Annotated in this window: 33 protein-coding genes and 2 pseudogenes; 27 read left to right on the top strand and 8 right to left on the bottom strand. The window is 35.8% G+C overall.

Annotated features, from left to right (window positions below; genetic code table 11):
* Nucleotides 1-4: 4 nt before the first annotated feature.
* Genes A361_RS28395 through A361_RS28385 form a run of 3 tightly spaced genes read left to right on the top strand, consistent with a single transcriptional unit; the run spans nucleotide 5 to nucleotide 3,325 of the window.
* Nucleotides 5-2,116, top strand: coding sequence for a peptidoglycan DD-metalloendopeptidase family protein (locus tag A361_RS28395; protein WP_019380455.1), 2,112 nt, complete (start codon nucleotides 5-7; stop codon nucleotides 2,114-2,116).
* A 43-nt stretch (nucleotides 2,117-2,159) separates the two neighbouring features.
* On the top strand, nucleotides 2,160-2,690 hold the full coding sequence (locus A361_RS28390) for a hypothetical protein (protein WP_019380456.1): 531 nt from the start codon (nucleotides 2,160-2,162) through the stop codon (nucleotides 2,688-2,690).
* Nucleotides 2,691-2,692: 2 nt separating this feature from the next.
* A complete protein-coding gene (locus tag A361_RS28385; RefSeq protein WP_019380457.1) occupies nucleotides 2,693-3,325 on the top strand; it encodes a hypothetical protein in 633 nt (210 codons plus the stop codon).
* Nucleotides 3,326-3,345: 20 nt separating this feature from the next.
* Here the strand turns inward: A361_RS28385 and A361_RS28380 are convergent, their stop codons facing one another.
* Both A361_RS28380 and A361_RS28375 read right to left on the bottom strand, forming a co-directional pair.
* Nucleotides 3,346-4,056, bottom strand: a complete 711-nt coding sequence (locus A361_RS28380) for a hypothetical protein (protein ID WP_019380458.1) — start codon at nucleotides 4,054-4,056, stop codon at nucleotides 3,346-3,348.
* Between the two features lie 11 nt (nucleotides 4,057-4,067).
* Nucleotides 4,068-5,102: a hypothetical protein gene (locus A361_RS28375; RefSeq protein ID WP_019380459.1), complete on the bottom strand. Its 1,035-nt coding sequence runs from the start codon at nucleotides 5,100-5,102 to the stop codon at nucleotides 4,068-4,070.
* Nucleotides 5,103-5,317: 215 nt separating this feature from the next.
* Here A361_RS28375 and A361_RS28370 point away from each other — a divergent pair, with 215 nt between their 5' ends.
* Nucleotides 5,318-6,166 (top strand): RNA ligase family protein, encoded by an 849-nt coding sequence (locus A361_RS28370; protein ID WP_019380460.1) that lies wholly within the window; start codon nucleotides 5,318-5,320, stop codon nucleotides 6,164-6,166.
* 177 nt (nucleotides 6,167-6,343) lie between these two features.
* On the opposite strand, the gene A361_RS28365 is transcribed toward A361_RS28370, so the two are convergent.
* The 4 genes and pseudogenes from A361_RS28365 to A361_RS28350 form a co-directional block, all read right to left on the bottom strand.
* Nucleotides 6,344-6,841, bottom strand: coding sequence for a hypothetical protein (locus tag A361_RS28365; protein ID WP_019380461.1), 498 nt, complete (start codon nucleotides 6,839-6,841; stop codon nucleotides 6,344-6,346).
* Between the two features lie 327 nt (nucleotides 6,842-7,168).
* Entirely contained in the window at nucleotides 7,169-7,891 is a 723-nt protein-coding gene (gene istB, locus A361_RS28360; RefSeq protein WP_019380289.1) for an IS21-like element helper ATPase IstB, read from the bottom strand.
* 17 nt (nucleotides 7,892-7,908) lie between these two features.
* Nucleotides 7,909-9,417, bottom strand: coding sequence for an IS21 family transposase (istA, locus tag A361_RS28355; RefSeq protein ID WP_019380290.1), 1,509 nt, complete (start codon nucleotides 9,415-9,417; stop codon nucleotides 7,909-7,911).
* 118 nt (nucleotides 9,418-9,535) lie between these two features.
* Nucleotides 9,536-10,807, bottom strand: a pseudogene (locus A361_RS28350) (DUF4158 domain-containing protein); the annotation flags it as partial.
* A 147-nt stretch (nucleotides 10,808-10,954) separates the two neighbouring features.
* Here A361_RS28350 and A361_RS28345 point away from each other — a divergent pair.
* The 7 genes from A361_RS28345 to A361_RS28315 all read left to right on the top strand — a co-directional run bounded on the left by A361_RS28345 (nucleotide 10,955) and on the right by A361_RS28315 (nucleotide 15,759).
* Entirely contained in the window at nucleotides 10,955-11,530 is a 576-nt protein-coding gene (locus A361_RS28345) for a recombinase family protein (RefSeq protein WP_016204422.1), read from the top strand.
* Nucleotides 11,531-11,967: 437 nt separating this feature from the next.
* Complete coding sequence (locus tag A361_RS28340; RefSeq protein WP_016204421.1) at nucleotides 11,968-12,621, top strand: ArsR/SmtB family transcription factor; 654 nt, start codon at nucleotides 11,968-11,970, stop codon at nucleotides 12,619-12,621.
* A 19-nt stretch (nucleotides 12,622-12,640) separates the two neighbouring features.
* Nucleotides 12,641-13,369, top strand: a complete 729-nt coding sequence (locus A361_RS28335; protein WP_016204420.1) for an MBL fold metallo-hydrolase — start codon at nucleotides 12,641-12,643, stop codon at nucleotides 13,367-13,369.
* 48 nt (nucleotides 13,370-13,417) lie between these two features.
* On the top strand, nucleotides 13,418-14,635 hold the full coding sequence (locus A361_RS28330) for an MFS transporter (RefSeq protein ID WP_016204419.1): 1,218 nt from the start codon (nucleotides 13,418-13,420) through the stop codon (nucleotides 14,633-14,635).
* A 136-nt stretch (nucleotides 14,636-14,771) separates the two neighbouring features.
* Nucleotides 14,772-15,104, top strand: a complete 333-nt coding sequence (locus tag A361_RS31150) for a class I SAM-dependent methyltransferase (RefSeq protein WP_250637168.1) — start codon at nucleotides 14,772-14,774, stop codon at nucleotides 15,102-15,104.
* Complete coding sequence (locus A361_RS31145; protein WP_142385655.1) at nucleotides 15,097-15,363, top strand: class I SAM-dependent methyltransferase; 267 nt, start codon at nucleotides 15,097-15,099, stop codon at nucleotides 15,361-15,363. Before A361_RS31150 ends, A361_RS31145 begins: the two co-directional genes overlap by 8 nt.
* Nucleotides 15,364-15,375: 12 nt before the next feature.
* Nucleotides 15,376-15,759 carry a DUF302 domain-containing protein gene (locus A361_RS28315; protein WP_019380820.1) on the top strand — a complete coding sequence of 128 codons (384 nt, stop codon included), beginning with the start codon at nucleotides 15,376-15,378 and terminating at the stop codon, nucleotides 15,757-15,759.
* Nucleotides 15,760-15,889: 130 nt separating this feature from the next.
* On the opposite strand, the gene A361_RS30150 is transcribed toward A361_RS28315, so the two are convergent.
* Complete coding sequence (locus tag A361_RS30150) at nucleotides 15,890-16,066, bottom strand: hypothetical protein (RefSeq protein ID WP_019380821.1); 177 nt, start codon at nucleotides 16,064-16,066, stop codon at nucleotides 15,890-15,892.
* A gap of 338 nt (nucleotides 16,067-16,404) precedes the next feature.
* Between A361_RS30150 and A361_RS28310 the strand changes: the two genes are divergently transcribed.
* The 7 genes from A361_RS28310 to A361_RS28280 are packed head-to-tail and all read left to right on the top strand — an operon-like array spanning nucleotide 16,405 to nucleotide 20,204.
* Nucleotides 16,405-16,725, top strand: coding sequence for a rhodanese-like domain-containing protein (locus tag A361_RS28310; RefSeq protein ID WP_016204414.1), 321 nt, complete (start codon nucleotides 16,405-16,407; stop codon nucleotides 16,723-16,725).
* A 20-nt stretch (nucleotides 16,726-16,745) separates the two neighbouring features.
* Nucleotides 16,746-17,318: a sulfurtransferase TusA family protein gene (locus A361_RS28305; protein WP_016204413.1), complete on the top strand. Its 573-nt coding sequence runs from the start codon at nucleotides 16,746-16,748 to the stop codon at nucleotides 17,316-17,318.
* A 16-nt stretch (nucleotides 17,319-17,334) separates the two neighbouring features.
* Complete coding sequence (locus A361_RS28300) at nucleotides 17,335-17,724, top strand: DsrE/DsrF/DrsH-like family protein (protein ID WP_016204412.1); 390 nt, start codon at nucleotides 17,335-17,337, stop codon at nucleotides 17,722-17,724.
* A gap of 14 nt (nucleotides 17,725-17,738) precedes the next feature.
* Nucleotides 17,739-17,975 (top strand): glutaredoxin family protein, encoded by a 237-nt coding sequence (locus tag A361_RS28295; protein ID WP_016204411.1) that lies wholly within the window; start codon nucleotides 17,739-17,741, stop codon nucleotides 17,973-17,975.
* Nucleotides 17,976-17,988: 13 nt separating this feature from the next.
* On the top strand, nucleotides 17,989-19,125 hold the full coding sequence (locus A361_RS28290) for an MBL fold metallo-hydrolase (RefSeq protein WP_016204410.1): 1,137 nt from the start codon (nucleotides 17,989-17,991) through the stop codon (nucleotides 19,123-19,125).
* 11 nt (nucleotides 19,126-19,136) lie between these two features.
* Nucleotides 19,137-19,364 carry a sulfurtransferase TusA family protein gene (locus A361_RS28285; RefSeq protein ID WP_016204409.1) on the top strand — a complete coding sequence of 76 codons (228 nt, stop codon included), beginning with the start codon at nucleotides 19,137-19,139 and terminating at the stop codon, nucleotides 19,362-19,364.
* Nucleotides 19,365-19,424: 60 nt separating this feature from the next.
* Nucleotides 19,425-20,204: a sulfite exporter TauE/SafE family protein gene (locus A361_RS28280; RefSeq protein WP_019380822.1), complete on the top strand. Its 780-nt coding sequence runs from the start codon at nucleotides 19,425-19,427 to the stop codon at nucleotides 20,202-20,204.
* On the opposite strand, the gene A361_RS31095 is transcribed toward A361_RS28280, so the two are convergent.
* Nucleotides 20,201-20,380 carry a hypothetical protein gene (locus A361_RS31095; RefSeq protein ID WP_016204406.1) on the bottom strand — a complete coding sequence of 60 codons (180 nt, stop codon included), beginning with the start codon at nucleotides 20,378-20,380 and terminating at the stop codon, nucleotides 20,201-20,203. The two genes, A361_RS28280 and A361_RS31095, sit on opposite strands and share 4 nt — an antisense overlap.
* Before the next feature lie 111 nt (nucleotides 20,381-20,491).
* On the opposite strand from A361_RS31095, the gene A361_RS28270 reads away from it, so the two are divergent.
* The 9 genes and pseudogenes from A361_RS28270 to A361_RS28230 all read left to right on the top strand — a co-directional run bounded on the left by A361_RS28270 (nucleotide 20,492) and on the right by A361_RS28230 (nucleotide 25,036).
* Nucleotides 20,492-20,893, top strand: a complete 402-nt coding sequence (locus A361_RS28270) for a DUF2892 domain-containing protein (RefSeq protein ID WP_016204405.1) — start codon at nucleotides 20,492-20,494, stop codon at nucleotides 20,891-20,893.
* Nucleotides 20,894-21,081: 188 nt separating this feature from the next.
* Nucleotides 21,082-21,549: pseudogene (locus tag A361_RS28265) on the top strand (DUF2243 domain-containing protein); the annotation flags it as partial.
* Nucleotides 21,530-22,333 carry a cytochrome c oxidase assembly protein gene (locus tag A361_RS28260; protein ID WP_019380825.1) on the top strand — a complete coding sequence of 268 codons (804 nt, stop codon included), beginning with the start codon at nucleotides 21,530-21,532 and terminating at the stop codon, nucleotides 22,331-22,333. The pseudogene A361_RS28265 and the gene A361_RS28260, both read left to right, overlap by 20 nt.
* 96 nt (nucleotides 22,334-22,429) lie before the next feature.
* Entirely contained in the window at nucleotides 22,430-22,801 is a 372-nt protein-coding gene (locus A361_RS28255) for a rhodanese-like domain-containing protein (RefSeq protein ID WP_016204402.1), read from the top strand.
* 12 nt (nucleotides 22,802-22,813) lie between these two features.
* The gene (locus A361_RS28250) at nucleotides 22,814-23,077 is read left to right on the top strand and encodes a metal-sensitive transcriptional regulator (RefSeq protein WP_016204401.1); all 264 of its coding nucleotides are present in this window, start codon (nucleotides 22,814-22,816) and stop codon (nucleotides 23,075-23,077) included.
* 124 nt (nucleotides 23,078-23,201) lie between these two features.
* Nucleotides 23,202-23,681 (top strand): DsrE/DsrF/DrsH-like family protein, encoded by a 480-nt coding sequence (locus tag A361_RS28245; protein ID WP_016204400.1) that lies wholly within the window; start codon nucleotides 23,202-23,204, stop codon nucleotides 23,679-23,681.
* 44 nt (nucleotides 23,682-23,725) lie between these two features.
* Complete coding sequence (locus A361_RS28240) at nucleotides 23,726-24,088, top strand: rhodanese-like domain-containing protein (RefSeq protein WP_016204399.1); 363 nt, start codon at nucleotides 23,726-23,728, stop codon at nucleotides 24,086-24,088.
* Between the two features lie 15 nt (nucleotides 24,089-24,103).
* Nucleotides 24,104-24,400 carry a rhodanese-like domain-containing protein gene (locus tag A361_RS28235; protein WP_016204398.1) on the top strand — a complete coding sequence of 99 codons (297 nt, stop codon included), beginning with the start codon at nucleotides 24,104-24,106 and terminating at the stop codon, nucleotides 24,398-24,400.
* A gap of 60 nt (nucleotides 24,401-24,460) precedes the next feature.
* Nucleotides 24,461-25,036: a sulfurtransferase TusA family protein gene (locus tag A361_RS28230; RefSeq protein ID WP_016204397.1), complete on the top strand. Its 576-nt coding sequence runs from the start codon at nucleotides 24,461-24,463 to the stop codon at nucleotides 25,034-25,036.

The raw sequence follows: 25,036 nt of genomic DNA, 5'->3' as shown, positions 1-25,036 counted from the left end.
TCGCATGCTGCCTTCACCTCAAGAAAAAGAACGTGATCCATCCGTATTAAGAAAATATGCTGAACATAAGGCCAAACAGCAGGGCAGGAAAGTAGCTAAAAAAGGAGCTAAATTTGCAGTTAAATTAGCTAAATTCGCGGCAAAAAAGTTTGTCTTGCTACTTGGAAAAGTACTAGCTTGGCTAGTTGGAGCTGTTGGCCTCCCTGTTATAGGGATAGCTTTAGCGGTAATTGTTGCTCTTATTGTTATCTCATTAGCCTGGAGCTTCATGTTCGGTACAGGCGATGGACTAGAGGGTGAAGATAAGAAGATTCATGAATATATCGTGCAACAGGCAAATGGCACAGTAAATATGAATAGTTCACTTGAAAGACCCTATCGCGTACCCGAAAAACTAATAGCTGCCACTATTCAATTAGATGCTTTCCAAAAAAATGATGATATTAAAAGCGTCATTAAAAAAATGGCCAATGCTCTTGCTCCTACATTTGATTACGGTCAATATGATGAATGGAAAGAAAAACAGGTCACGGTATGTGAAGATGGAAAATGTAATGCTGGACCTGTAAAAAGAACCTCAAATATGGTTACAAAATTAAACCATGTAGAGTATTGGAATGGAACAACAACTTTTACGTACACACCTAAAGTTACTCCTTGGAAAACTAGTGAGAAGATCACATACCGGGAAGAAAAATATAAAGAAAAAGTAAAAGAAACATACACCGTTACTGTAGTGGAGTACTATATCGAATATGAGACACGGCCCTATACAGTTACCGAATACGTTCCTTATGAAGAAAAAATTGCTGTTGTAAAACTTGATGAAAACGGTAGAAGGTACGTAGAGTATATAACTGTTACAAAGTATAAAAAGGTAACTAAAACAGAGTATAAAAAAGTTCCTGTAAAAAAAGCTAAATCAAGGGAAGAAGAAAGGGTTAGAGAAGTAGAAGTCGAGAAAGTTCGAAAAATAGAAGTAAAAACAATTACGAAAACACGTCAACAATATTTCGAGTCCTCTAAATCTACTATTACTGATTATGCTACTTTTGATAGCATCCTCAATTCTTATGGGCTTGGTCTAACCGATAAAAGTATAGTAGAAGCAAACTATATGTTTATGGGAGGAACTATTGCTTATACAGATTGGCTTCAAACGATGGGAACCGGCGGTAGCTTCGGTGGTTCCCCTGGCTTTGACGGAACTATAATACCTGGTGCAGGTGTACCTCCACAATACATGCCTTTCTATCGATCTGCGGAAGAGAAGTATGGTGTTGATTGGTATGTATTAGCAGCTGTACATTTTGTTGAAACTGGATTCAGTTCACATAAAACTATGGTTTCATCTGTTGGCGCTGTTGGACACATGCAGTTCATGCCCGCAACATGGGTTGGCTGGAAGTACAATATCGGCGGAGGACTGGTTTCGTCAAGTCTAGATATCACCAGTCCAGCAGTCATTGCTGCTGGAAATGGATACGGAAGAGATGCACAAAATGACGGCAAAGCAGACCCTTGGGACATGGAAGATGCCATTCATACCGCAGCATATTACCTATCAAAAAATGGATATGCAAAAGATGCAAGAAAAGCCATTTGGCAATACAATCACGCAGATTGGTATGTTAATAAGGTACTATCAAACGCAGAGAAATTTAAGACTGCAGCAACCTATGAAGGTGGTGGAGATACTCCTCCATTAAAGCCAGGTAGCTTTATGAGGCCAGCTATTGGTCCTGTGTCTTCTCCTTTTGGAGCAAGATGGGGAACGGTACATTATGGAACTGATATCGCTTCTGGGGGTAAATCCAAAGTTCCTATCGTTGCTTCTGCAGATGGGACAGTTAGCCGATCATATTTTTCTTCATCTTATGGAAACGTTGTTTTTATTAAGCACAACATTAATGGGCAAGCTTATGAAACAGTTTATGCTCATATGACCAATAGAGCAGTGAGTCAAGGTGCAAAAGTCAAGCAAGGGCAATTTTTAGGCTATATGGGTACGACCGGGAATTCAACTGGAGTACACTTACACTTTGAAGTGCACAAAAACCAGTGGACACCCAATAAAGGGAATGCGATGAATCCGGCATTAGTTGTTCAATTTTAATAAATGAGGGGGATTCCCCCTCTAAAAAGGAGAATCAGTATTTGTGAAAAAGCTAGGGATTGCAACTATTATCATTACTAGTATCTTTATTTTAATGGGATGTTCCTCAAAACAAAATGCTACAGCAAGTTTAAAGGTAACTGAAGAAAATAAATCCTATCTAGAAGAATATGATAAGTCCTTACAAGTATATTTTGATCAAATGACATCAATTTTTAAGTCCTTTAATAATTCATTAGATGGCTTATATACTGAACAATACAGCCGTGAACAATTCGCAAAATCTATGAAAGACAATATAGAAATATCAAATACACTAGTTTCTGATGTTGAAAGTTTAGATGTAGAGCCCGAATTATTTGAGAACCATCAAAATCTTATTGCGCTAATTAATCGTTCTCACGGACTTTTGTTAACTGCTATTGATATGGCCAACACTGAAGAAAATGAAATTGATAAAAACTATCTAAGAACTGAGTACCAAGAAATTAAAACGAATCAAGCATCTATCAATAATGAATGGAAAATACTAAGAAAGAGTCTTGAAACCTCAGACGGAGAGACACCTCAATAATCATGAATAAAAAATCTGCCGCTTTAATATCAATAATGGCCATTTTAGGTGTTTCTTTGTTTATCTATCTAGATATCAATTCAGACAAACAAAGGATTGAGTTAGACGCTACTAAAGAAGAGGTACTGAAGGAAATAAAAGATTCAAAAGAATACACTGAGAAAACAATTCAATTAGCGGAAGGTAACGACCAAGACATCGGTTATTTCCATCCAGAACATGCTGAGCATGAGGGAAAAGAAGATCCCAAAAAAGATGCCATAAAATATTTTATTGCTGGGCTTCTTAGCAACAATACCGACATCTTTTTATCTAGTTTTTATGTAGAGTCTATCTCTCAAGATTTATTTAAGAGTAAAAATCCCGATAAAGATGCTGTTACTAAAGAAATAATGGATAAAATTTCTCGCAATGGTACTCTAAAAGAGATTTTGTATAAAGTAAATAAAGGGTTCTTAAATGCAGATAGCAACACAATCTCACTAACCATTAAATACGACGATCAAAAAGAAGCCACAGTAAATTTTGATCTATTAACTTTATCAGACTCTCACCATGAGGATGAAATAGGCACTTACGTAATAACTACTTCTGCATGGGATATCATTAAACAGATAGAAGCCAGCCTCCAATAACAGGAGAGCTGGCTTTTAAATTACATTGGCTTTATCACATTTTTAGCTGTGTTCCAGGAGCCAAAATGTTTATGGAAGGTGGTACTTCTAGGCAAGTTATTCTCAGAAGCATATATATCCCATCTTGCCATGCTTGATGTTAAAAATATATCCTTATGCTTAAGTGCTATGCGTATTAGATCATCTTTTGATAAATTAATCTTTTTTTCCTTGTTAAGAATTTTTGTAATTTCCTCGTAATCAAAATATTTCTTTATAGTCTTGTAAGTCGGAAGTTTATTCTCTTTTGCATAAACATCCCATTGTGTACGATTTTGGAAATTGGGAGCATGGTTTTTGAGTATATCTTTAATGTCTTTCTTTGTATATGTCGGTTTTCTTTCACGTTTATTCCCAACATATTTCCTTACTTCACTCCATGTTTCAAAACTCTTTATAAGCGTCTTAGAAGAGGGTAAAGAATGTTCCCTCGCATATAGATCCCATACAGATTGGGTCCTAACATGATTCTTATGCTTTTTGACTATTGTTCGTATCTCGCTCGGAGTATATGATGTATTTGTTACCGGAAGCCCTAGCTTACGTTTTAATTCATTCCATGACCCATAATTAGCGATCAACTTATTTGAATCTGGTAAACCAACACTTTTTGCATATGAGTTCCAATGTGCAGCAGTTGTTATTTCCGATTTGTGTTGTTCTAATTGATTTATTAATTCCTCGTTATCCATAGATTGCCTCTCTATTGTACTCTTCCTTCAGATTGTATCATCATCCTTACTATCTCTTCATTGGAAGCATTGAAATTTACTATTTCTTGGACTGCTTCATTGAATCTTTCTTTATTTGGAGTAATAGAAATGGTTTTTTCTAAATTATCCTTTTTTTGAATGTATGTTGACTGTATTTCATCAATGTATTTTCTATATTCATCCCGGTAACTAAATTGCTGAGATTTCGCTTTAATATCCTTATGGCTATTTTCAGAGTGATAGAAAGTAATCCGATCAATTGGGACTGGCTGAATACCTCTACCTGGGTAAATCTCTTCTGGCTTAATATCTATCTGAAATGGCCCAATACCAAATTCTGAGCCATTGCACCGTTTCATAATGGATTTTATTCCCCATAGGCCAGCACTGAAATTCTCAGTATTTAAAAAATATGGTTTTGGAAAAACAAAAAATACTTCGTTTTCCTCTGTTATCCCTAATAAGAATAAATGGTCTCCCTTAGTAGGAATTCGGTTCAAATACCTTATTGCCTCATCTTCAGTAATTTCATTATAGTTCTCCTTTATGATATCAATTGGAGTACTATTAGCTTCTTTATATATTCTCATTCGTTCTCTTTTTCGTTCTTCCCGGACTTCTTTTGGTGTAAATATAGTATCGTAGAGTGACCACAACAAAATAAAAGGTAATGCTAGTACAACCACAAAAGTACCCAAAATTGCAGCACCTATATTACTTGAGCCAATAATTGAAAATATAATACCAAGAACTAAGGTTAGAAATCCTAGTACTACAAACAATATGCAAATCCTAAATGCAACCATAAAGATGCTGAATCCAGTCATATAAGATTCACCTTCATATATGAGACCCCATTTATCGAGAAAACTTATCAAACCGATTGCTTCCAAAATAGGGACGATATGATCCCATTGATAAGCAGCAAGTAATACAATTCCTATAAAAACTAAACCCGCTAACCCTGTTTGTTTTCCTCTGTTATATTGCAATGCTGCATTAGCCGCACTAAGTAAAGTGTTCATCCTATTCACCACCAGTAATTAAATAAAAAAATAAATTCGTTTTAAATTACACCAATTTATAGTGTTTATTATATTACCTAATTATGGCAGGGTCAAGAAAATTCAGACTTCAAATCCTCCAAAATGGTTACTTTACAAGCATTTGGATAACTTGCCACCAATTTTATAAGGATACTATTAAAGGTATCTGTTAATGTTGAAATGAGGTGGTATGGATGTTTGTTTCACCAATGTTATTGCATAAATTCAGTCCTCCATTCGATGAGCTTCCATTTGATGAAAATGAATATATCTCCGAATTAAAAATAGATGGGATTAGGTTACTTCTAGCTAAATGGGATAACGTTATAAAACTATATACTCGACATGGAAATGAAATAACAGGGAAGTTTCCTGAGCTCCTGAATATAGTTATCCCAAATGGAACGATCCTGGATGGAGAAGTAGTTGTGCCTGGTCCTGGAGGTAAACCTGATTTCGAGGAAACAATGAGCAGATTTCAAGCGGGGAGAAATGGAATACAACCCATACAGTATTGTGTATTCGATATTATCTATCTTGAGGATAAAAGAATTACGCATTTACCTCTGCTCAAGAGAAAAGAACTATTAAAATCTTTAATCAAACCTTCTCAATATATAGCACCGGTCGAATGGACAACCGGAAATGCGGAAGCATATTTTAATTTAACCAAAGAGCATGGACTAGAAGGGATTGTTATAAAAAAAGCAGACTCCTTATATAAAATTAAAAATAGGTCTCATAATTGGCTTAAAGTCATCAATTACTCTTTCGCTGATGTTTACATTACAGGATTGAGAAAAAACGAATTTGGACTCCTTCTAAGCTTGGAAGAGGGGAACAAAATGAGACCTGTTGGATTAATGGAGTTCATGGTTCCTGCAGCGAGGAAAAAGTTTTATCAAGAGTACCGTAATTATGTAGTTGATGAAAACAAGGACTTTATTTTCCTGGAACCAAAAATAAAGGCAAAGGTAAAATATCGTAACCTGACAAAAGAAAATAAATTACGTATCCCTTCCTTTGTAGAATTTATCTCATAATGAAAAAAGTTTCGTTTTGAAATGCATATCAAATAAATGACAATAAAAATGGCTTGCTAACTAAAAATAGTTTTGGCAAGCCATTTTTAAGTTTATAGAGTTCTTCGCGTCACAAATCCCTTTTTAACTAGTATAGTGAACAAAGATTTAGCAACGATTTAGTCAGTTGTTAGGATACTAATATGAAAACGACATGCTTCCAAATACACCTGTAATCCATGAAGTGGCTGGTCCTGATAACGTGTATCTTCCAGAAAAGACGTAGCCTGCAGGACTTACAAAAACAGGTGCTGAAGCTAAAATGTATTTTCCAGGACCATTTGGCCTTTCACCAGAATTAAAATAGTTATAGTAAGTAGTTAATGTCATAAGGCAACCGGAACATTGATACAAATTCCCAATCCATGTACTTCCATTGGTTAGGGTATGCTTTCCAGTCCCGCGAGCCTTCATTTGATGTTTTGTTCCTGTCTCTGGACAGGGAACGTATAAGACTCCAAAATCCCCATCTTGCTTTTTCTTACTCTTACTAGTATCAGAGAAGCTTTCGTGCGCATGATTGTGATGTTCTATTTCATGGTTATGATTATCTGTATGATTTGTAGAGGCACTAGTTGGAGAAGAAATAGATATTAATAGTAGAAGCGAGAATACCAAACTAATAAACTTTTTCAAATAGAACACTCCCCTTTAATTGATTTGCCTTTAGAAAACCAGTATTTTTGATTTCCTTACCCCATAAATTACCAAACACCTCCTGTTCATAAGAAATTCTATCTTTAATAGAAACACCCTTTTTTTGGAAAATAAAATAAGATAAACAACCCATAAACTTATTAATTATGCTTTTCGTAAGGATCTATTGTCATAGCTTAAAAGGCCCTGTTTTTTTTAATAGGTACATATTTTTTATACTTGTGATTCTTCAATAAACATGAATTACTGTAAATGTCAACCCAAAAGTTGACCATGTCGCTCATGTAAAAGTTGACCACCCTCTTGTTACTTCGAATATGTTTCTTTGAGACGATAACTCTCTCCGTTCATTGGGATAATGTGGGCCTTGTGAGTCACTCGATCTAACAAGGCGGCGGTCATCTGTTCATCGTGAAAAACTTCTACCCATCGGCTAAACTCCCGATTGCTAGTGATAATCATGCTTCCTCTTTCATAACGAGTAGAAAAAAATTGAAACAGTAATTCGGCTGCTCTCTGGTGGTAGGGGATATAGCCAAGTTCATCAATAATCGTGACATCTGCAGCCAACCATTGTTTCTCCAACTGGAGGAGCCTTTTTTCGTCTTGGGCTTCCATCAGTTCATTCGATAGGCGGGCGGCCGTATAATATTTGACAGTATAGCCTTGATTAATCGCCTCTTCCCCTAACGCAATTGATAAATGCGACTTTCCTGTACCTGAGTTCCCAATAAAAATGACATTCCTTTTCTGCTGAATGTACTCTCCTTGAAAGATGTCCAGAATGCGTCTTTTTGGTACGTGGGGAGCCTCCTCAAATTGAAAAGAGAGGAGGTCCTTATGTACAGGGAATTGCGCCTTTTTTCTGGCTAACTCTTTCTTTTTGATTTCTCGCTCAGCTATTTCAATCGATAATAATTGAAAGAGAAATTCTTCATAGGTAATTTGTTGCTCATTTGCTTCGCGCAAATAAGCGTCAACTTGTTCACGTATAGTCGGCAAGCGCAGCCTTTTTAGATATTCATCCATTTGATAATGGTGTGTATTCAGTGAATATACCTCCCTTTCTGTAATAGTTGGTCATACGGGCTAAATGTAGGAGCCTTGACGGTGACGGACTGCTCCATTTCATATTTTATTGGGGCTGGCTTTGTTGCTTCCGGCTGAGTCATGAGGTAAAGATAATGCCTTACACTATCAGCTGTATATAGCTGCTCTTTTACACAACTTGCCACTGCCCTTTCTACTGTTTCCATCGTAAACTCCCGATGGAGTTTTAATAGTTGAATAAACTCTTTTCCATGCCCATACTTTGAAAGACTTCTCTTATAAAATTCTTGATAACTTGGTGGAAGATTAGCTCTTCGAACTGGGCGCGCATGCTGGATGGCCCTTGGTTTTCTCTCCAGTTCATCCAAGTAATGATCCACTTCAAAAATTTCTTGAAGCTTTTCGTATGAACGCTCATGTTTGGCTACACAGTTTCCGTCAATGTTTATTTCAATGTGATTTACATAAGCATTTATTTGTGCATCTTTCCGACCGGCATACCTAGTAGGTACCGAGTAGGCGTTTGTTTCAAAATTAACAAGCGAAAGACTGTTGACAGAGGCTCTTACCTTCCTTGCGCAAGGATGAGTACCAATAATCGGCAGAAGCTGTTGCTTCTCTAGTAAAAATCGTTCACCCACCTGTTCTTTCGTTTTTGGAACATAGGTTTCTTCATAGGCATCACATTGTTCTAAAAGATAGTGATTAAGTACCTGTAAGTCACTTACCTGTGGAACGGGAACTAAAAATTGAGCTCGTGCTGTTTGAACTAGTTTCTCTACTTGTCCTTTTTCATTTCCTTTTGCGGGTGCACAAAATTGGGCATCAAAAAGATAGTATGATCGAAACTGGATAAAGGCCTCCTGTTCTTCACGCTTGGTCCCTTCTAACACCTTCTTTACCGCTGTTTTCATATTGTCATAGACAATCGTTTTCGGGACACCACCGAAATAATCAAAGGCATCTGCGTGACCTTGAAATAACGCCTCCTGCCGTTGATGCTGAAACACTTTTACAAAAATCTTACGGCTATACAAAAGTCTCATACAAAAAAGCATTACCTTCGTTTCAATCCCATTTAAAAGCACAATGATTTCCCCCCAATCAAATTGGGCAAATTCACCGGGATCGAATTCCAACGGTATAGAGGAATTAGGAGTTTCTTTGAGCTGCTTATATTGGCGTACAAAACGGCGTACAGTGGATTCTCCACCTTTAAAGCCATATTCTTTCACCAAGCGTCTGTGGATTTGAGCAGCACTGTGACGCTGTTTTAGGGGGGCTGTTTCATCGTCCGTTAACCATCGGATAATAATTGGTTTAACGGGGTCGATGACCGGGTTGGTAACCGGCTTTGATCGTTGATAGGTTGGAATTTTATTCTGTTGTAAAGCTTTTCGAATGGTTTGTCTTGATAATGTAAGATCTTTCGCTAATTGTCGTATAGAACGACCTTCTTTAAAGTGCAATTTTCTGATAAGCTCTATATTAGCCATCTTTAACATCCTTTTTTTCCTCCCGAATCATGAAGTTCTCGACAAACTCTATGATAAGGGATTGGGTGTTAAGGGTGGTCAACTTTTTGGTTAGCGAATTGCGCTAAAGTGGTCAACTTTTATTTTAGCGTTTACACTCTACAGCTTGTAAAAGTGGCTCATTTGCCTTTGTAGAATGAAAGTCTAATACTCTTAATAGCGTCGGCGTATATTTTCTAAGTGAATAAAAGCGTTTTTGCAGTAAGTCTAAATAATCATAGTCAGCAGGACGTGCAAGCTCCTGAGCTTCTTCTACAGAAGAAACAAAAGAATTCCATTCAATAACAGATTCCAAAACCTCAAAAACATCTAGTTTATCCTTTTTTGCTTTGATTAAAGCCTGTCCGATGTTCGTAAAGTGTATTACCTTCTCATTTAGCTTTTTACCGTTTTGTTTCTGAATTTCTTCTTGCGCCTTACGGCCTTTTGATAACAGACTTAGTATTTGTCTGTCATGAATTTCAAATGCCTTATCCGTTAACTCCTGAGTAAGATGTAATAAATAGACGGTTAATATCGAATATCGTTTATTTTCTTGAAAGTCACGGAATGCATAAGGCTCATATCTTGAACCTAAGCGAGATAGCTGTAACAGGCGATTGCGATGCAAATGACTAATTTGTACCGTTTCTAACTCCATTCCTCGTATGTATTCGAGTCGTTCTATTACTTTTAGAAATGTTTCGGGTGAAGGATGACCTGGTGGTTCCTTTAACCAACCCAATATCGTTTTATTGGATTCGGATGGATGCTGCGAAGTAATGACCTCTTCCAGCTTTTCTTTTTGCTTTTTTGTTAGAGATTGATTAACCATGTTAAATAGCTTCTTTTCAGCCATCGCCCTTGCCTCCCACACCATTCTCTCAAGTGTGGTGAAAGCAGGTAATATGATTTTATTTCTTCTTAGAAAATCTATGCATTCATGTAGTAAATGTATGGCATCACCATTTTCCAAAGCTACTTGATGAAGATGCTTAAATGTCATTCGATATTCTTTTAGAGTAAAAGTTACAAAGTCGTATTCACTTCGAATTTCTTTCAAATGATCCCAAAGTGTATTTTCTCTTTGAGGATAAAGACTAATCGTGGATGGTGTGGCACCGATTTGTTTCGATATATAATGTATGACGGAATCTGGGATGCTTTTGATATGAGTGTATGGCCATCCGGGATACCGAAGAACGGCCAATTGAACTGCGAACCCTAAACGATTTTCTTCTCTCCTTCGCCTATTTATAATTTCTAAATCTCGTTTGGAAAAAGTGTAGTAGGTTCCCAATACCCATTCATCTTCAGGGATTTGCATTAAAGCAAGTCTCTGATCTGGTGTAAGTAATTCTCTACCTCTCGCAATTTTCATATAGTCTCATCCCATTTCTGTAATTTTTCAGTTAATTAGTTTAATTATATATCAATAGAGTGTACTCTATTGATACAAGTATAGTAGACTGATAAAATCATAGTTAAGAGTGTCTCATAAGACTTGTCTCAAAAACGAGGTGAAATTTTGCAGAAAATCGGTTATATACGCGTCAGTTCGACTAGCCAAAATCCTTCAAGGCAATTTCAGCAATTGAACGAAATTGGAATGGATATTATTTATGAAGAAAAAATTTCAGGAGCCACAAAGGATCGTGAACAACTTCAAAAAATGTTAGAGGATTTACAGGAAGGTGACGTTATTTATGTTACAGATTTAACTCGGATCACTCGAAGTACGCAAGATTTATTTGAATTGATTGATTTAATACGAAATAAAAAGGCAAGCTTAAAATCACTTAAGGATACATGGCTAGATTTATCAGAAGATAATCCATACAGCCAATTCTTAATTACGGTAATGGCTGGTGTTAACCAATTAGAGCGAGACCTTATTCGTTTGCGTCAGCGTGAAGGAATTGAGCTCGCAAAGAAAGAAGGGAAGTTTAAAGGACGGTTAAAGAAATATCATAAAAATCACGCAGGAATGAATTATGCAGTAAAGCTATATAAAGAAGGAAATATGACTGTAAATCAAATTTGTGAAATTACAAATGTATCTAGGGCTTCATTATATAGAAAGCTGTCAGAAGTGAACAATTAGTCACTCCTTATTCCATATAAGGCCCCGATTGTGGAGTATCTCTAATTACGTAGTAGACTAAATACTGCGCAATAAATAATGTCTTAAATTAAGTTATTGCAAGAAAGATAGCAGAAATAAAAAGAGATAAACAGCTATCCATTATTAATGGTTTTTCTTTTTCCACCGTGGTTTGCGGTGTTTTTTTATAAATAAAAAGACCCTATACCTCTTCGGAAAATCTAACGATTGCAGCAAACATTTTGGCTAAAGCATATCCTTCCTAGTTTCATTATTAACTTTATATATCATTTAATCTTCTCAGCTTGGTTAATAATAAAATACATTAAATTTTTCAAACTATATTTTTCCACTTAGCAAACCACTTTACAAATTAAATCATATATTATACAATTCAACTATTCAATCAATAAGTTGAATAGATTAGAGGTGATTATATGGAACCTAGAGAATTTAAAGATCTTGTTTACAGTCAATTTGCTCGAATTAGTAAAGCTCTATCTAGTCCTAAGCGCTTTGAGTTATTAGATTATTTATCTCAAGGACCAAAAACAGTGGAGAGGTTATCCAAAGAAGCAAAGATGTCTGTAGCAAATACATCAAAACACCTTCAGGCACTACTAGAGGCTAGATTAGTTAAATTTAGTAAGGATAAAAACTTTGTATTCTACTCTTTAACAGATGATAACGTAATTGAACTCCTGCATTCGATTAAAAATTTAGCCGAAATGCAGTTTAGTGATATTACACACGTAAGAAAAGGTTATATAGGAAGAGATGAAAGGATTAAAATGGTTCATCTTAAAGATATGTTGAAAGAGATACAAAATGGTGAGGCTGTTCTAATTGATGTTAGACCAGAAGATGAATATAAAAATCAACATATTACGGGAGCTCTATCGATACCTGTTGAAGATCTAGAGGAGCATATTTCTTCTCTTCCAAAAGATAAAAAAATAATTGCTTATTGTCGTGGACCTTATTGTGCTTTTGCAACACAAGCAGTAGAAACATTAAACTCCCTTGGATACGAAGCTTATCGCATGGAAGAAGGGGTTCATGAGTGGAAACAATCTGATTATATTCATTAATTTTAAGGAGGAATTAAAAATGTTATTTCGTCAATATTTACACACTAATCCAGTAGCAGCATCATATTTTTTTGGGTGTGGAAGTCAATCACAAGGAGTGGTGGTAGACCCACTAGAAGATCAAGTTGATTTTTATGTAGAAGAAGCTGAAAAGTTAGGCATGAATATTGTTTATGTAATTGATACACATCTTCATGCTGACCATGTATCAGGTGCAAGAAAATTAGCTGAGAAAACAGGTGCAAAATATGTCCTTCATTCTTCAGCAGAAACAAGCTTTAACTTTACTCCAGTAGAAGACGGGGATGAATTATTAGCTGGAAATACACTATTAAAGTTCTTGCATACCCCAGGTCATACACCAGAGCACATTTCTATCGTGGTTTCTGATAAACGTCGAGCTGATGAACCTTGGTTTGTCTTAACAGGTCATACGTTAATGGTTGGAGATGCAGGTAGAACTGAATTGGCTGTATCTATTGAAGAAGGGGCAAAAGATTTGTATCAAAGCTTAAAAAAGATCACTCAATTAGAAGACCATGTTGAAATTTATCCTGGAGCGTTTTCAGGATCAGTTTGTGGACGTGGTTTAAGTGGGAAACCTTCTTCAACCATTGGATTTGAAAAACGTCACAATGAAGCAATGAGATTTGATAACGAGAAGGAATTTGTTGATTTTATGACAACGAACGTACCACCACAACCAGAAGGTTTTAAAGAGATGAGAAAAACAAATCAAGGAAAATAATAAAGTGGAGAACCTCTATTTGGTTCTCCCTTTTTGGAGGTGAATGGTTTGAGTAAAGTACAAATTGGAATTAAAGAAAATTTAATAAATTTCATACTTCTAGTTGTTACGAACTTCTTTGTTGGTTCAATGGTTGGTTTAGAAAGAACCATTCTCCCGATTATTGGTGAAGAAGATTTTGGTTTGGCATCGGCTAGTGCGGCATTATCTTTTATTATTAGTTTTGGATTTTCAAAGGCTATTGTGAATTATTTTGCAGGTGCTATCGCAGACCGATTAGGAAGAAAGAAAGTCCTTCTTATCGGTTGGAGTATCGGCTTATTAGTTCCTTTGCTGGTTATATTTGCGACCTCATGGTGGATGATTGTAGTTGCAAATATTTTCTTAGGTATCAACCAAGGATTATCTTGGTCCATGACCGTAAATATGAAAATTGATTTATCGAAACCTACTCAAAGAGGTTTTGCTGTAGGGTTAAATGAATTTGCAGGGTATATAGGAGTAGCTGTAATGGCTGGTGTCTCTGGTTTTGTTGCAACAAATTTTTCTAACCGCCCCGAACCATTTTATTTAGGTATTATTATTGTGGTAATCGGTTTTATCTTATCATTACTTGTAAGAGATACAGAAGAACATATAAAGCTTCAAACAAAATCATCCAATAATGGTCCGACTTTATCTGCAAAAGAAGTGTTCAAAATAACTACGTTTAAGAATAAAAGTTTATCTAGCATCACTTTTGCAGGATTAAGCACAAACCTTAAAGATGGTATGGCTTGGGGACTCTTCCCATTATTCTTTACAGGTGTTGGCTTAACCGTATCAGAAATTGGAGTGTTAGTTGCGATTTATCCAGCTTCATGGGGATTTTTCCAACTGTTTACCGGAGCGTTAAGTGATAAGATCGGACGAAAGTGGTTCATTGTTGGTGGAATGTGGCTTCAAGCTCTTTCTCTGTGGATGATTTTATTTGTAAACGAATATAGCCTATGGTTCATAGCAGCTATTCTTCTAGGACTAGGAACCGCAATGGTATATCCAACCTTACAAGCTTCAATTAGTGATATAGCACAACCAGAATGGAGAGCCTCATCAATGGGAGTTTATCGTTTTTGGAGAGATAGTGGATATGCATTTGGAGCATTATTTGCAGGATTTATTGCAGATATGCTTAATATTAGTTGGGCAATTGGTTTAGTTGCTCTATTACCTCTAATTGCAGGAATCATAACAGCAGTTCGAATGAATGAAACATTAATAAGGTAGGAACAGAGTATTGAATCAATATAAAAGATTTATTGAAAAATCCTACTCAATGTACGACAAAGACCAAACTTAAGGCTTGTAGTATCTTATTACTCATTTTATAATTAATATATACCATTACGGGTATACGTATATAATGGAAGGGGGGATGATTCTGTCTCATCGAACTGATCCAAATAGAGCATATAGGCTCTTTGATCCAAAGAGAAAAAAGCTTATAACACCCAATAAGGCATTGGAATTATTAGAACTTGAAGAGTTTGAAAATGTCGCTGATCTAGGTGCGGGTAACGGCTATTTTACACTTTCACTAACGAAAAAATCTAAGATGGTTTATGCTGTAGATATTGAACCCAGGATGTTGAAATTATTAATGGAACGTGCAGAAAAGGAGAACATAAGTAATATCAGGTATGTTGAAAGTAATCTTGAGGATATAAAATTGGAAAAGAATATTGTAGATAGATAAAGCGTTAATAGCTTTTGTCATACATGAAGTGCCTGATATAAAAGCTGCACTCGGAGAAATTCGTAGGATTATAAAGCCAGGTGGAATGTTTGTATTGTTAGAATGGGAAGCGGTGGAATCAGAGATAGGACCTTCAATAGAACAGAAAGTACCGTCTATAACCATGAAAAAGTTATTAGAACAAAACGGCTTTCATCCAAAACTTGTGCATTTAAATCAATCAATTTATGCAATAATTGCTAAAAACATTAAATTTTAAGGAGGATAAAAAATGTTTGACTATACCGTTGAAACAAAAAAGAGTATTAATGAAGCAGTAACAAGTTTAGAAACTAATTTGAAAGAAGAGAAGTTTGGCGTTTTGTGGATGTTTGATATCAAAGACAAACTTCAAGAGAAGGGACTAGATTTTAATCAGGAATATAAGGTCTTAGAAGTCTGTAATCCACATGAAGCTCAGAGAGTTTTAAATGAAAACTTATTAGTGGGGTATTTTTTACCATGTAAAATTGTTGTTTACAGTGACAATGGGCAAACTAAGATAGGGATGCCTAGACCAACAGCACTTATTAAGCTTGTGAATAATGATGAAATCATAAAGCTTGCAAAAGATATTGAGGATCGTTTAATTAATTGTATTAATAAAAGTATATAGAAACTGTGAATTTGCCAGTCAAGAAATAAATATTTTATAACTACTTTGAAAAAAACGGGCGACGATAAAAAACTATCGCCGTCCTTTTTTTTATTTTTCGTTTACTATTTTATTTATCGTATCTATCATTTCAGGACTTTGAAATATTTCTATCATGCCATCTTGCATTTCCGGTACTGCCATCATGTCCAGCATACATATTTGGGCTTATGCCACCAGAGTACATCATATGATCGATGCCACCATATCCGGCAAGAAGGAGTAAGGCTAAAACGGCAACGACACGTTGATTTGTTTTTATTTTCATTTGTTTTCCTCCTTGTTTAGACATTCACTTTTACTGCTTTCCCGAATAAATGTCTTTTATAGCCCTAAGGTTAATCCACCTAATATTTCAAACAAAATTAAACTCCACCTAAAACTCCACCTACTATTATTATTTTTTTATTCATTTTAATCACTCCAGTTCAACTTTATACCCCTGTTAGTATTGTGATATTAACATTACTAAAATCAATTAGTGTGATAAAAGTTACAATTAGAAGCTTATTTTGGATTTATATGGACGTGGCAAATAAACATATTTAACCGATAAAAGAGAATTCTAAGTATGACTTGTATTACTTCAACATAAGGAGTGACGAAATGAATACTAAGTCAAAAGTTGCTGAGATTTTACCAAAAGAAGTATCTGAAAAAGTAAGGCAAGGAAAAGCACAAAGTATTATCGATGTTCGTGAACATGAAGAAGTTGCACAAGGGAGAATCCCAGGTGCTTACCATATTCCTTTAGGAGAGCTTGAAAATCGATTACATGAAATTGACAAAGACAAGGAGCATTTTATGGTATGCCAATCGGGGAATCGGAGTGGAATGGCTGCTGAATTTTTGCAAGATAAGGGGTATAAAGTGAAAAATATGGTTGGTGGAATGCTTAATTGGGAAGATGAAGTCGAAAAACCGTAACCCAAGAAGGAGGAATCTCAATGGAAGTTACAGTTAATAGGGTGTTAGATGCAAAGGGACTGGCTTGCCCGATGCCAATTGTAAAAACAAAAAAAGAAATGAACACCCTTGAACCAGGTGAAGTGATGGAAATTCAAGCTACCGATAAAGGTTCAACAGCTGATTTAAAGGCTTGGGCTTCTAGTACCGGTCATCAGTATTTAGGAACTGTAGAAGAGGGAGAGACCTTAAAACATTATCTTCGAAAAGTTCGTTCAGAAGAAGAAAAACCTGAAGCAAAACATCCGGATGTGGTTCATTTAGATGAATTATTAAAGAAATTAGATGGAAATGAAAAAATAACTGTTTTAGATGTGAGAGAACCGGCTGAATATGCATTCGGTCATGTACCGGGTGCTATTAATATCCCACTTGGTGAATTAGAAAATCGGTTTGAGGAACTTAACAATGTAGACAATCTACATGTCATTTGTAGAACGGGTAGTCGTAGTGATTTTGCTGCACAAAAGTTAACCGAAAAAGGCTTTAACAACGTTAAAAATGTAGTTCCTGGAATGAAAGACTGGACAGGACCTATCGATAAAAATCATTAAACAAGGAGGAATAATAATGAAAGTAGCTATCATTGCCTCAAACGGTGGGATGTTTGATGCCTATAAAGTATTCAATATTGCAACGGCTGCAGCTGCTACTGATGCTGAAGTGGGAATCTTTTTTACATTTGAAGGCTTAAATCTCATTCATAAAGAAGGTCATAAAAATTTGCCAATGCCTACAGGAACAGAACATTATCAAGAAGGATTTAAAAAAGCGAATGTTCCACCAGTTGAAGAGCTTGTTGCAATGGCGAGTGAGATGGGTGTGAAAATGATTGCGTGCCAAATGACAATGGATGTTATGAGTTTAGAAAAAGAGCATTTTGTAGAAGGGATTGATGTTGGCGGTGCAGTTACCTTTTTAGCGTTTGCTAAAGATGCTGACGTAACGCTAACGTTCTAAAGGAGTGAAGAATGATGAATAAGAATGTTACTGTCTATACCACAAACACTTGTCCCTATTGTGTAATGGTAAAAAACTTTTTAAATGAGCAAGGTGTCGCATTTAAAGAAGTAAATGTGCAAGAAGATCCTGCAGCAGGAGATAAATTGGTTGAAACAACAGGTCAGATGGGAGTCCCTCAAATTGAAATTAGTGGTGAGTGGGTTTTAGGGTATGATCCGGAAACGATTACTCAACTTTTAGAAAAGTAAAAGGAGGAGACACATGGGAACAACAACAGCTCTGAAAACAATATCTGTTAAAGATTTAGCCCAGAAAGTCATTAATCATGAAGACCTTTTCATCCTTGATACCCGTAATACCAGCGATTTTGACGATTGGAAAATAGAAGGGCGCAATATAGAGGTAATCAATTCTCCTTACGTTGAATTATTAGAAGGAGTCGATTCAATATTAGATAAACTACCAAAGAGCAAAGAAATTTATGTCATTTGTGCTAAAGGTGGTGCATCAGAATTTGTCGCCGAACAAATAATGGAACAGGGGTTTACAGATGTTTACTCAGTAGAAGGCGGAATGAAGGCTTGGAGTGAACACCTTGAGCCAATAAAGATTGGTGATTTGAAAAATGGAGGAAGCATCTTTCAATTTGTACGGATTGGAAAAGGCTGCCTTTCCTATTTAATTGAGTCTGACGGAAAAGGGGCAATAATTGATACTAACAGAATGTTGTCTCCATATGAAGAGATGATAAAGGAACATAATATTACGTTAACACACGTTTTAGATACTCATTTGCATGCTGACCATATTTCTGGTGGTAGAGAACTTGCTGAAAAACATGGTGCAACCTATTATTTACCACCAAAGGATGCTAAAGAAGTCACATTTAACTACTCACAAATTAATGACGGCGATGAATACAAGGTTGGACAGACAACCATAAAAGCCATTTACTCTCCTGGGCATACCATTGGTAGTACATCTTTTGTCGTTGATGATCAATATTTGTTAACAGGTGACATTTTATTTATTGATTCCATTGGTCGCCCTGATCTAGCTGGTAAAGCTGAAGACTGGGTAGGAGATTTAAGAAATACCCTTTATCAACGTTACAAAGAGCTAGCTGATAATCTTCTAGTCTTACCTGCCCATTACATGGGAATTAACGAAATGAATGATGATGGAAGTATTTCAGAAAAACTTGGTGTACTTTATCAACAAAATCATGGATTAAATATTAATGATGAAGCTGAATTCAGAAAAACGGTGACAGAAAATCTTCCGCCACAGCCGAATTCATACCAAGAAATTCGTGAGACAAATATGGGTAAAATCAAACCAGAAGAAGAACAACAAAGGGAAATGGAAATTGGACCAAATCGCTGTGCAGTGAGATAGGAGGAAAAGAGATGGAAGCAACAAAAGTATTAGATGCAAAAGGGCTAGCTTGTCCAATGCCAATTGTAAAAACAAAAAAGGAAATGGATTCATTAAGTTCAGGAGAGATCCTTGAGATTCATGCAACAGATAAAGGGGCAAAAAATGACTTGACTGCATGGGCACAATCGGGTGGACACGAATTGCTAAAAGATGAAGAAGAAAATGGTGTTTATAAGTTCTGGTTAAAAAAAGGATAGAATTTAGGGGAAGGTACCTTTAAACGGTTACCCTCCCCCTTTGATTGGAGGAAAAAGAAAGTGGATATTGGATTTATCGTGGTTATATTCCTTATCGGTTTTATTGGATCCTTCATATCCGGAATGGTAGGAATTGGTGGATCGATTATTAAATATCCCATGCTTTTATACATTCCACCACTGTTTGGATTAGCTGCATTTAGTGCACATGAGGTATCTGGAATTAGCGCCGTACAAGTTTTTTTCGCCACAATAGGGGGAGTATGGGCTTATAGAAAAGGAGGGTACTTGAATAAAACGTTAATTATATACATGGGTGTTGCCATATTAATTGGTAGTTTTATTGGTGGATATGGCTCAAAGCTCATGACCGAAAGTGGAATTAACATTGTATATGGAATTCTAGCTTTAATCGCCGTTGTGATGATGTTCTTACCTAAAAAAGGAATCGATGAGATCCCACATGATCAGGTGAAGTTTAATAAATGGCTCGCAGCTGTTCTTGCATTAATTGTTGGGGTGGGTGCGGGAATTGTTGGTGCTGCTGGTGCGTTCATTTTAGTTCCTATCATGCTCGTAGTGCTGAAAATTCCAACTAGAATGACGATAGCGACCTCTTTAGCTATTACGTTTATCTCGTCTATTGGTGCAACTGTTGGGAAAATTACAACAGGTCAAGTCGAATATTATCCAGCGTTAATCATGGTTGTAGCAAGCCTAATCGCTTCGCCACTTGGTGCTAATTTTGGTAAAAAAATAAATACCAAAATCCTACAATGGATTTTGGCATTACTCATATTAGCTACTTCAATTAAAATTTGGTCTGATATTTTATTTTAAGAGACCTTATTACTTTCAACGTATGTCTCAAGTGCAGGATGATATTCCTTTTGAAAATGATTATCTGGACATGATTTGATTACAATTGAGAGTAATGAGTTCGTTTTATCGCTGACTAAATTTTTATTACAAGTAGGGCATTTTTCATTGAAAAAAGATTTGAAAAAACGTTTCATATTAGGTTCCTCCTATACCCATTAATTCCTATTGTTATACTAGGTATTGTAGAAGATTTATTTAAAAAACTCAATGGGTTTATATACCAATCAACGAGAGGATGGGAATGTATGAGAGATCTATTTCCACCAACTACGACTAAAGTAAAGTTAAACACAGATGATAGAATCAATAATGATATAGAACGAAAAACTGCACATAATATCAACAATTACTACGGGAAAACTGAAAAAGAAATAGATAAACGTATTAAAGAATTAAATTATGAATGGGATACCGAAAGAGTTTTAGAACTTAACTTTGCATCAATTGTATTGATATCATCTTTACTTGGATTATTAAGCAATAAAAAATGGATGGCATTGTCAGGAATAACAAGTGTATTTATGATCCAACATTCTTTACAGGGGTGGTGTCCTCCATTACCACTGATAAGGAGACTTGGCGTTAGGACTGCAACAGAAATATTTGAAGAGAAGGAAGCATTAAAGAAGATACTAAATAAAAGCTGATATTGGGTTATTTTTTATAGAACACTCGTGACTTTATGAGTGTTCTTTTATTATGAAAACAGAATCAAAATCCTTCTTCATCACCTATTGTTTAAAAGTAATGGTTGAATGGACAAAATAATTAAATATGAACATATAGGAGGGAAATGGATGAATATTATTAAAAACTCAAAACAAAAGTTTATTATTTTGCGAATCGCAATTTATTTGGTGGCTTTTTATTTGGGCTTGGTCTTGTAGCTTTTATTGATGAAACGGTTTTTCATCAACTACTACACTGGCATCACTTCTATGATAAATCAACAACTGATATTGGACTAGTTTCGGATGGTCTGTTTCATGCTTTTAGTTGGTTTGCGACCATCTTTTCAGCTTTTATGTTTGCAGACCTTCGCCGCAGAAATGCTTTTTGGCTTGCAAGATGGTGGGGAGGAATATTGCTTGGGGCTGGAGGCTTTAATTTGTATGATGGTATCATCCAACACAAGTTCATGAGAATACATCAGATTCGTTACAATGTAGAAATACTTCCTTACGACTTAGTGTGGAATTTAGTTGCTGTAGCACTCATTATTGTTGGGGTGATTCTCGTATTTCGCACAAGAAAGCAATTATCCCAAGGGGAGGAAATTCTTAGTGGATCACAATCACATTGATAGTTCCGGTTATAGTTATTTAGATTATTTCTTCATTTTGGTATTTGTGTTAATGATTATTCTTTATATAATGGGAGTTGTTTTATCCAATCGAAAGCATAAAAAATGGTCGCCATACCGAACGTTATCTTGGCTTTTAGGGGTTCTGTTTGTAGCACTTGCTGTAGTGGGACCGGTAGCTGAACAAGCCCATATGGATCTTAAAATACACATGCTAGGTCATTTATTTCTTGGGATGTTAGGACCTCTACTTATTGCGCTTTCTGCACCGATGACGCTTTTTTTAAGAACTCTGTCTGTGAAATTAGCACGACGGTTTACACAGATATTAAAAAGTTACCCGGTCCGCATTGTAAGTGATCCTTTTATCGCATCGCTTCTAAATATTGGAGGACTATGGGTACTCTATACAACGGACTTATACGCACAAATGCACGGGAATTTATATCTTTATGTCTTTATACACGTTCATGTATTCATAGCAGGATACCTTTTTACAGTATCCATGATCTATATTGATCCAGTTGCCCATAGAACAAGTTTCCTCTATCGTTCTATTGTTTTAATAATCGCCTCAGGCATCCACGGTATTCTATCAAAGTATATTTATGCCCATCCCCCAAAGAGTGTACCAATTTCCCAAGCCGAGATGGGTGGAGTGCTAATGTATTATGGTGGAGATGTGATCGATATATTTCTAATCTTCATTTTTTGTTATCAATGGTATATATCCACAAATAAAAGAAGGGTATCTGATACATCAAAATTATTCTTACAAAGTTAAAAAGAAATAAATTTAAAGGTATTGACAATATACCCTAATGGGTATAATATAAACGTTGTAAGACATTCCTTTTTTTATTAGTAAAGGAGACAGCATATGATAGTTGCTATAATAATGAGTGCCATTATTGTTGCTCTTTTTAAAAGACATTTTCCCGTTTTTAGGGTTGAAAATATAACTAATCACGTTGATATGGGAACATCAATAGTCGTAGATGTAAGAGATTATATTGAGTCTCATAACAGCCCAATAGAAAGAGCCATCAATGTTCCAGTGGCATACCTTAATAGGTTTTATTCAGAAATCCCAAAAAGTGACTTGATTGTAGTGGCATCAAACCGCCTTGAAAGGAATCTAGCGATTCGTTTCTTACGCAAAAGAGATTTTAAGGTCGTTGGCTATTTAATTACAAATCAAACACAAACAGTATTAAAGGAAAATCAATTAAATAAAGAAAGTTATTGTTAAGGGGGAAAACAGATGGAATACAACGACCAAATGAAAAACAGAGTAAAGCGCATTGAAGGACAACTTAGAGGAATTTTGAGAATGATGGAAGAAAATAAAGACTGCAAAGATGTTATTACTCAGTTGTCTGCAGCAAGAACAGCGATTGATCGGACGATTGGAGTTGTCGTCAGTTCAAATTTAGTGGAATGTGTTCGTAACGCCGAAGAAATTGGTGAGAAAAATACAGAAGAACTATTAAAAGAAGCTGTCAATCTGCTTGTAAGAAGTAGATAGAAATAAAGGGGTTGACACTCTCTTTTATTTTTAATAATATTATACCCATAGGGGTAAAGGTAAAAGGAAAATTTTTTATACAGAAAAATACCCTAATGGGTAAACAACAAGAGGAGGAACAAACATGACAGAAACAAAAAAAACAACAATCGTATTATTTAGTGGTGATTATGATAAAGCAATGGCTGCTTATATTATTGCAAACGGGGCAGCTGCCTATGATCATGAAGTAACTATTTTCCACACATTTTGGGGATTAAATGCTCTACGTAAGGATGAAGATATTGAAGTGAAAAAAGGTTTCATGGAAAAGATGTTTGGCAAAATGATGCCAAGAGGTGCTGAAAAAATGGGTCTGTCAAAAATGCACTTTGCAGGTTTCGGTCCTAAAATGATTAAAGATGTAATGAAAAAGCATAATGCAATGCCACTTTCAGACTTAATTGAAATGGCAAAAGAACAAGATGTTAAGCTCGTTGCTTGTACGATGACAATGGATTTATTAGGACTTCAAAAAGAAGAACTTTTAGATAATATCGAGTATGCAGGTGTAGCTGCATATTTAGCTGATGCAGAAGATGGAAATGTAAACCTATTTATCTAAACACGTTAGGGGGATTATCCCCTACATAAAAGGAGGGAGTAAGTTTGGAATATCTAAATTATTTAATCATTGGACTCTTTCTGTTATTTATCATTAAACGAATCATCCCGGCTAAAGGTGTTAGACAGATTTCAACAACAGATTTAAAGAATGAATTAAAAGATAGGAATAAACAATTTGTTGATGTACGTACTCCTGGGGAGTTTAAGGGAAGAAACATTAAAGGATTTAAAAATCTCCCACTCCAACAACTTGCGCAAAAAGCGGAGAAGGAACTATCAAAAGACAAAGAAGTAGTTGTTATTTGTCAAAGTGGAATGAGAAGTCAAAATGCTACTAAAATATTAAAAAAATTAGGATTTACGAACGTGACAAATGTAAAAGGTGGTATGAGTGCCTGGAGATAAAAAGGAGGAGAGAAAATGAAACAACTAACAGCAAAAGAAGTGGAAACATCGTTAGTAGAAGGTCAACCATTAAACTTGATTGATGTTCGTGAAGTGGATGAAGTTGAAACTGGGAAAATCCCAGGAGCGATCCACATTCCACTAGGGTTATTAGAATTCCGTATGCATGAATTAGATAAGTCTCAAGACTATATCATGGTTTGTCGTTCTGGTGCACGTAGTGGTCGCGCCTGTCAATTTCTTGAAAGTCATGGGTTTAAGGTAACCAACATGACAGGCGGAATGCTTGCGTGGGAAGGCGAAACAAAATAAGGTGATTTTTTTTAGAAGTCAATATACTCGTAAGGGTAATAAACAGGAGGTTTTTATATTATGAATTCATTAAAAACAGATCTTTTATTAGATGCAAAGGGCCTAGCTTGCCCAATGCCTATCGTCAAAACAAAAAAGGCAATGAATGAGTTACAATCTGGTCAAGTCTTAGAGGTTCAAGCAACAGATAAAGGGTCAAAAGCTGACCTTGAAGCATGGGCAAAAAGCGCTGGACATCAGTATCTAGGCACAATTGAACAAGGAGATGTGTTAAAGCATTACCTTAGAAAATCTTCCAATGATGGAACAATTGAAAGAAAACATCCTAACATCACAAGCAATGAAGAGTTGGAGAAAAAACTAGATGTTAACGAGAATATTGTTGTTCTCGATGTTAGAGAAGCAGCGGAGTACGCATTCAACCATATTCCAAACGCCATCTCTATTCCGTTAGGAGAGTTAGAGGATCGTCTTTCAGAGCTTAATACAGCTGATGAGATTTATGTGGTGTGTCGAACTGGAAACCGTAGTGATCTCGCAGCTCAAAAATTAGCTGAAAAAGGTTTTGCAAATGTGATTAATGTTGTGCCAGGGATGAGTGCTTGGTCAGGCAAAACCAATAGTTTAAATAAATAA

Source organism: Cytobacillus oceanisediminis 2691 (genome assembly GCF_000294775.2).
In the GTDB taxonomy this organism is placed as follows: Bacteria; Bacillota; Bacilli; order Bacillales; family Cytobacillaceae; genus Cytobacillus; species Cytobacillus pseudoceanisediminis.
This window is presented reverse-complemented; position numbering and strand designations above follow the sequence as displayed.

Bases quoted from the DNA above. Each gene is read 5' to 3' on its own strand.
- istA (WP_019380290.1), bottom strand. From the start codon at position 9,417: ATGTTAAAGATGGCTAATATAGAGCTTATCAGAAAATTGCACTTTAAA.
- A361_RS31150 (WP_250637168.1), top strand. From the start codon at position 14,772: ATGGAAGGGGGGATGATTCTGTCTCATCGAACTGATCCAAATAGAGCA.
- A361_RS28380 (WP_019380458.1), bottom strand. From the start codon at position 4,056: ATGGATAACGAGGAATTAATAAATCAATTAGAACAACACAAATCGGAA.
- A361_RS28295 (WP_016204411.1), top strand. From the start codon at position 17,739: ATGAATAAGAATGTTACTGTCTATACCACAAACACTTGTCCCTATTGT.
- A361_RS28250 (WP_016204401.1), top strand. From the start codon at position 22,814: ATGGAATACAACGACCAAATGAAAAACAGAGTAAAGCGCATTGAAGGA.
- A361_RS28335 (WP_016204420.1), top strand. From the start codon at position 12,641: ATGTTATTTCGTCAATATTTACACACTAATCCAGTAGCAGCATCATAT.
- A361_RS31095 (WP_016204406.1), bottom strand. From the start codon at position 20,380: ATGAAACGTTTTTTCAAATCTTTTTTCAATGAAAAATGCCCTACTTGT.
- A361_RS28255 (WP_016204402.1), top strand. From the start codon at position 22,430: ATGATAGTTGCTATAATAATGAGTGCCATTATTGTTGCTCTTTTTAAA.
- A361_RS28310 (WP_016204414.1), top strand. From the start codon at position 16,405: ATGAATACTAAGTCAAAAGTTGCTGAGATTTTACCAAAAGAAGTATCT.
- A361_RS28315 (WP_019380820.1), top strand. From the start codon at position 15,376: ATGTTTGACTATACCGTTGAAACAAAAAAGAGTATTAATGAAGCAGTA.
- A361_RS28285 (WP_016204409.1), top strand. From the start codon at position 19,137: ATGGAAGCAACAAAAGTATTAGATGCAAAAGGGCTAGCTTGTCCAATG.
- A361_RS28370 (WP_019380460.1), top strand. From the start codon at position 5,318: ATGTTTGTTTCACCAATGTTATTGCATAAATTCAGTCCTCCATTCGAT.
- A361_RS28230 (WP_016204397.1), top strand. From the start codon at position 24,461: ATGAATTCATTAAAAACAGATCTTTTATTAGATGCAAAGGGCCTAGCT.
- A361_RS28385 (WP_019380457.1), top strand. From the start codon at position 2,693: ATGAATAAAAAATCTGCCGCTTTAATATCAATAATGGCCATTTTAGGT.
- A361_RS28290 (WP_016204410.1), top strand. From the start codon at position 17,989: ATGGGAACAACAACAGCTCTGAAAACAATATCTGTTAAAGATTTAGCC.
- A361_RS28395 (WP_019380455.1), top strand. From the start codon at position 5: ATGCTGCCTTCACCTCAAGAAAAAGAACGTGATCCATCCGTATTAAGA.
- A361_RS28245 (WP_016204400.1), top strand. From the start codon at position 23,202: ATGACAGAAACAAAAAAAACAACAATCGTATTATTTAGTGGTGATTAT.
- A361_RS28235 (WP_016204398.1), top strand. From the start codon at position 24,104: ATGAAACAACTAACAGCAAAAGAAGTGGAAACATCGTTAGTAGAAGGT.
- A361_RS28375 (WP_019380459.1), bottom strand. From the start codon at position 5,102: ATGAACACTTTACTTAGTGCGGCTAATGCAGCATTGCAATATAACAGA.
- A361_RS28300 (WP_016204412.1), top strand. From the start codon at position 17,335: ATGAAAGTAGCTATCATTGCCTCAAACGGTGGGATGTTTGATGCCTAT.
- A361_RS30150 (WP_019380821.1), bottom strand. From the start codon at position 16,066: ATGAAAATAAAAACAAATCAACGTGTCGTTGCCGTTTTAGCCTTACTC.
- A361_RS28340 (WP_016204421.1), top strand. From the start codon at position 11,968: ATGGAACCTAGAGAATTTAAAGATCTTGTTTACAGTCAATTTGCTCGA.
- A361_RS28270 (WP_016204405.1), top strand. From the start codon at position 20,492: ATGAGAGATCTATTTCCACCAACTACGACTAAAGTAAAGTTAAACACA.
- A361_RS28305 (WP_016204413.1), top strand. From the start codon at position 16,746: ATGGAAGTTACAGTTAATAGGGTGTTAGATGCAAAGGGACTGGCTTGC.
- istB (WP_019380289.1), bottom strand. From the start codon at position 7,891: ATGGATGAATATCTAAAAAGGCTGCGCTTGCCGACTATACGTGAACAA.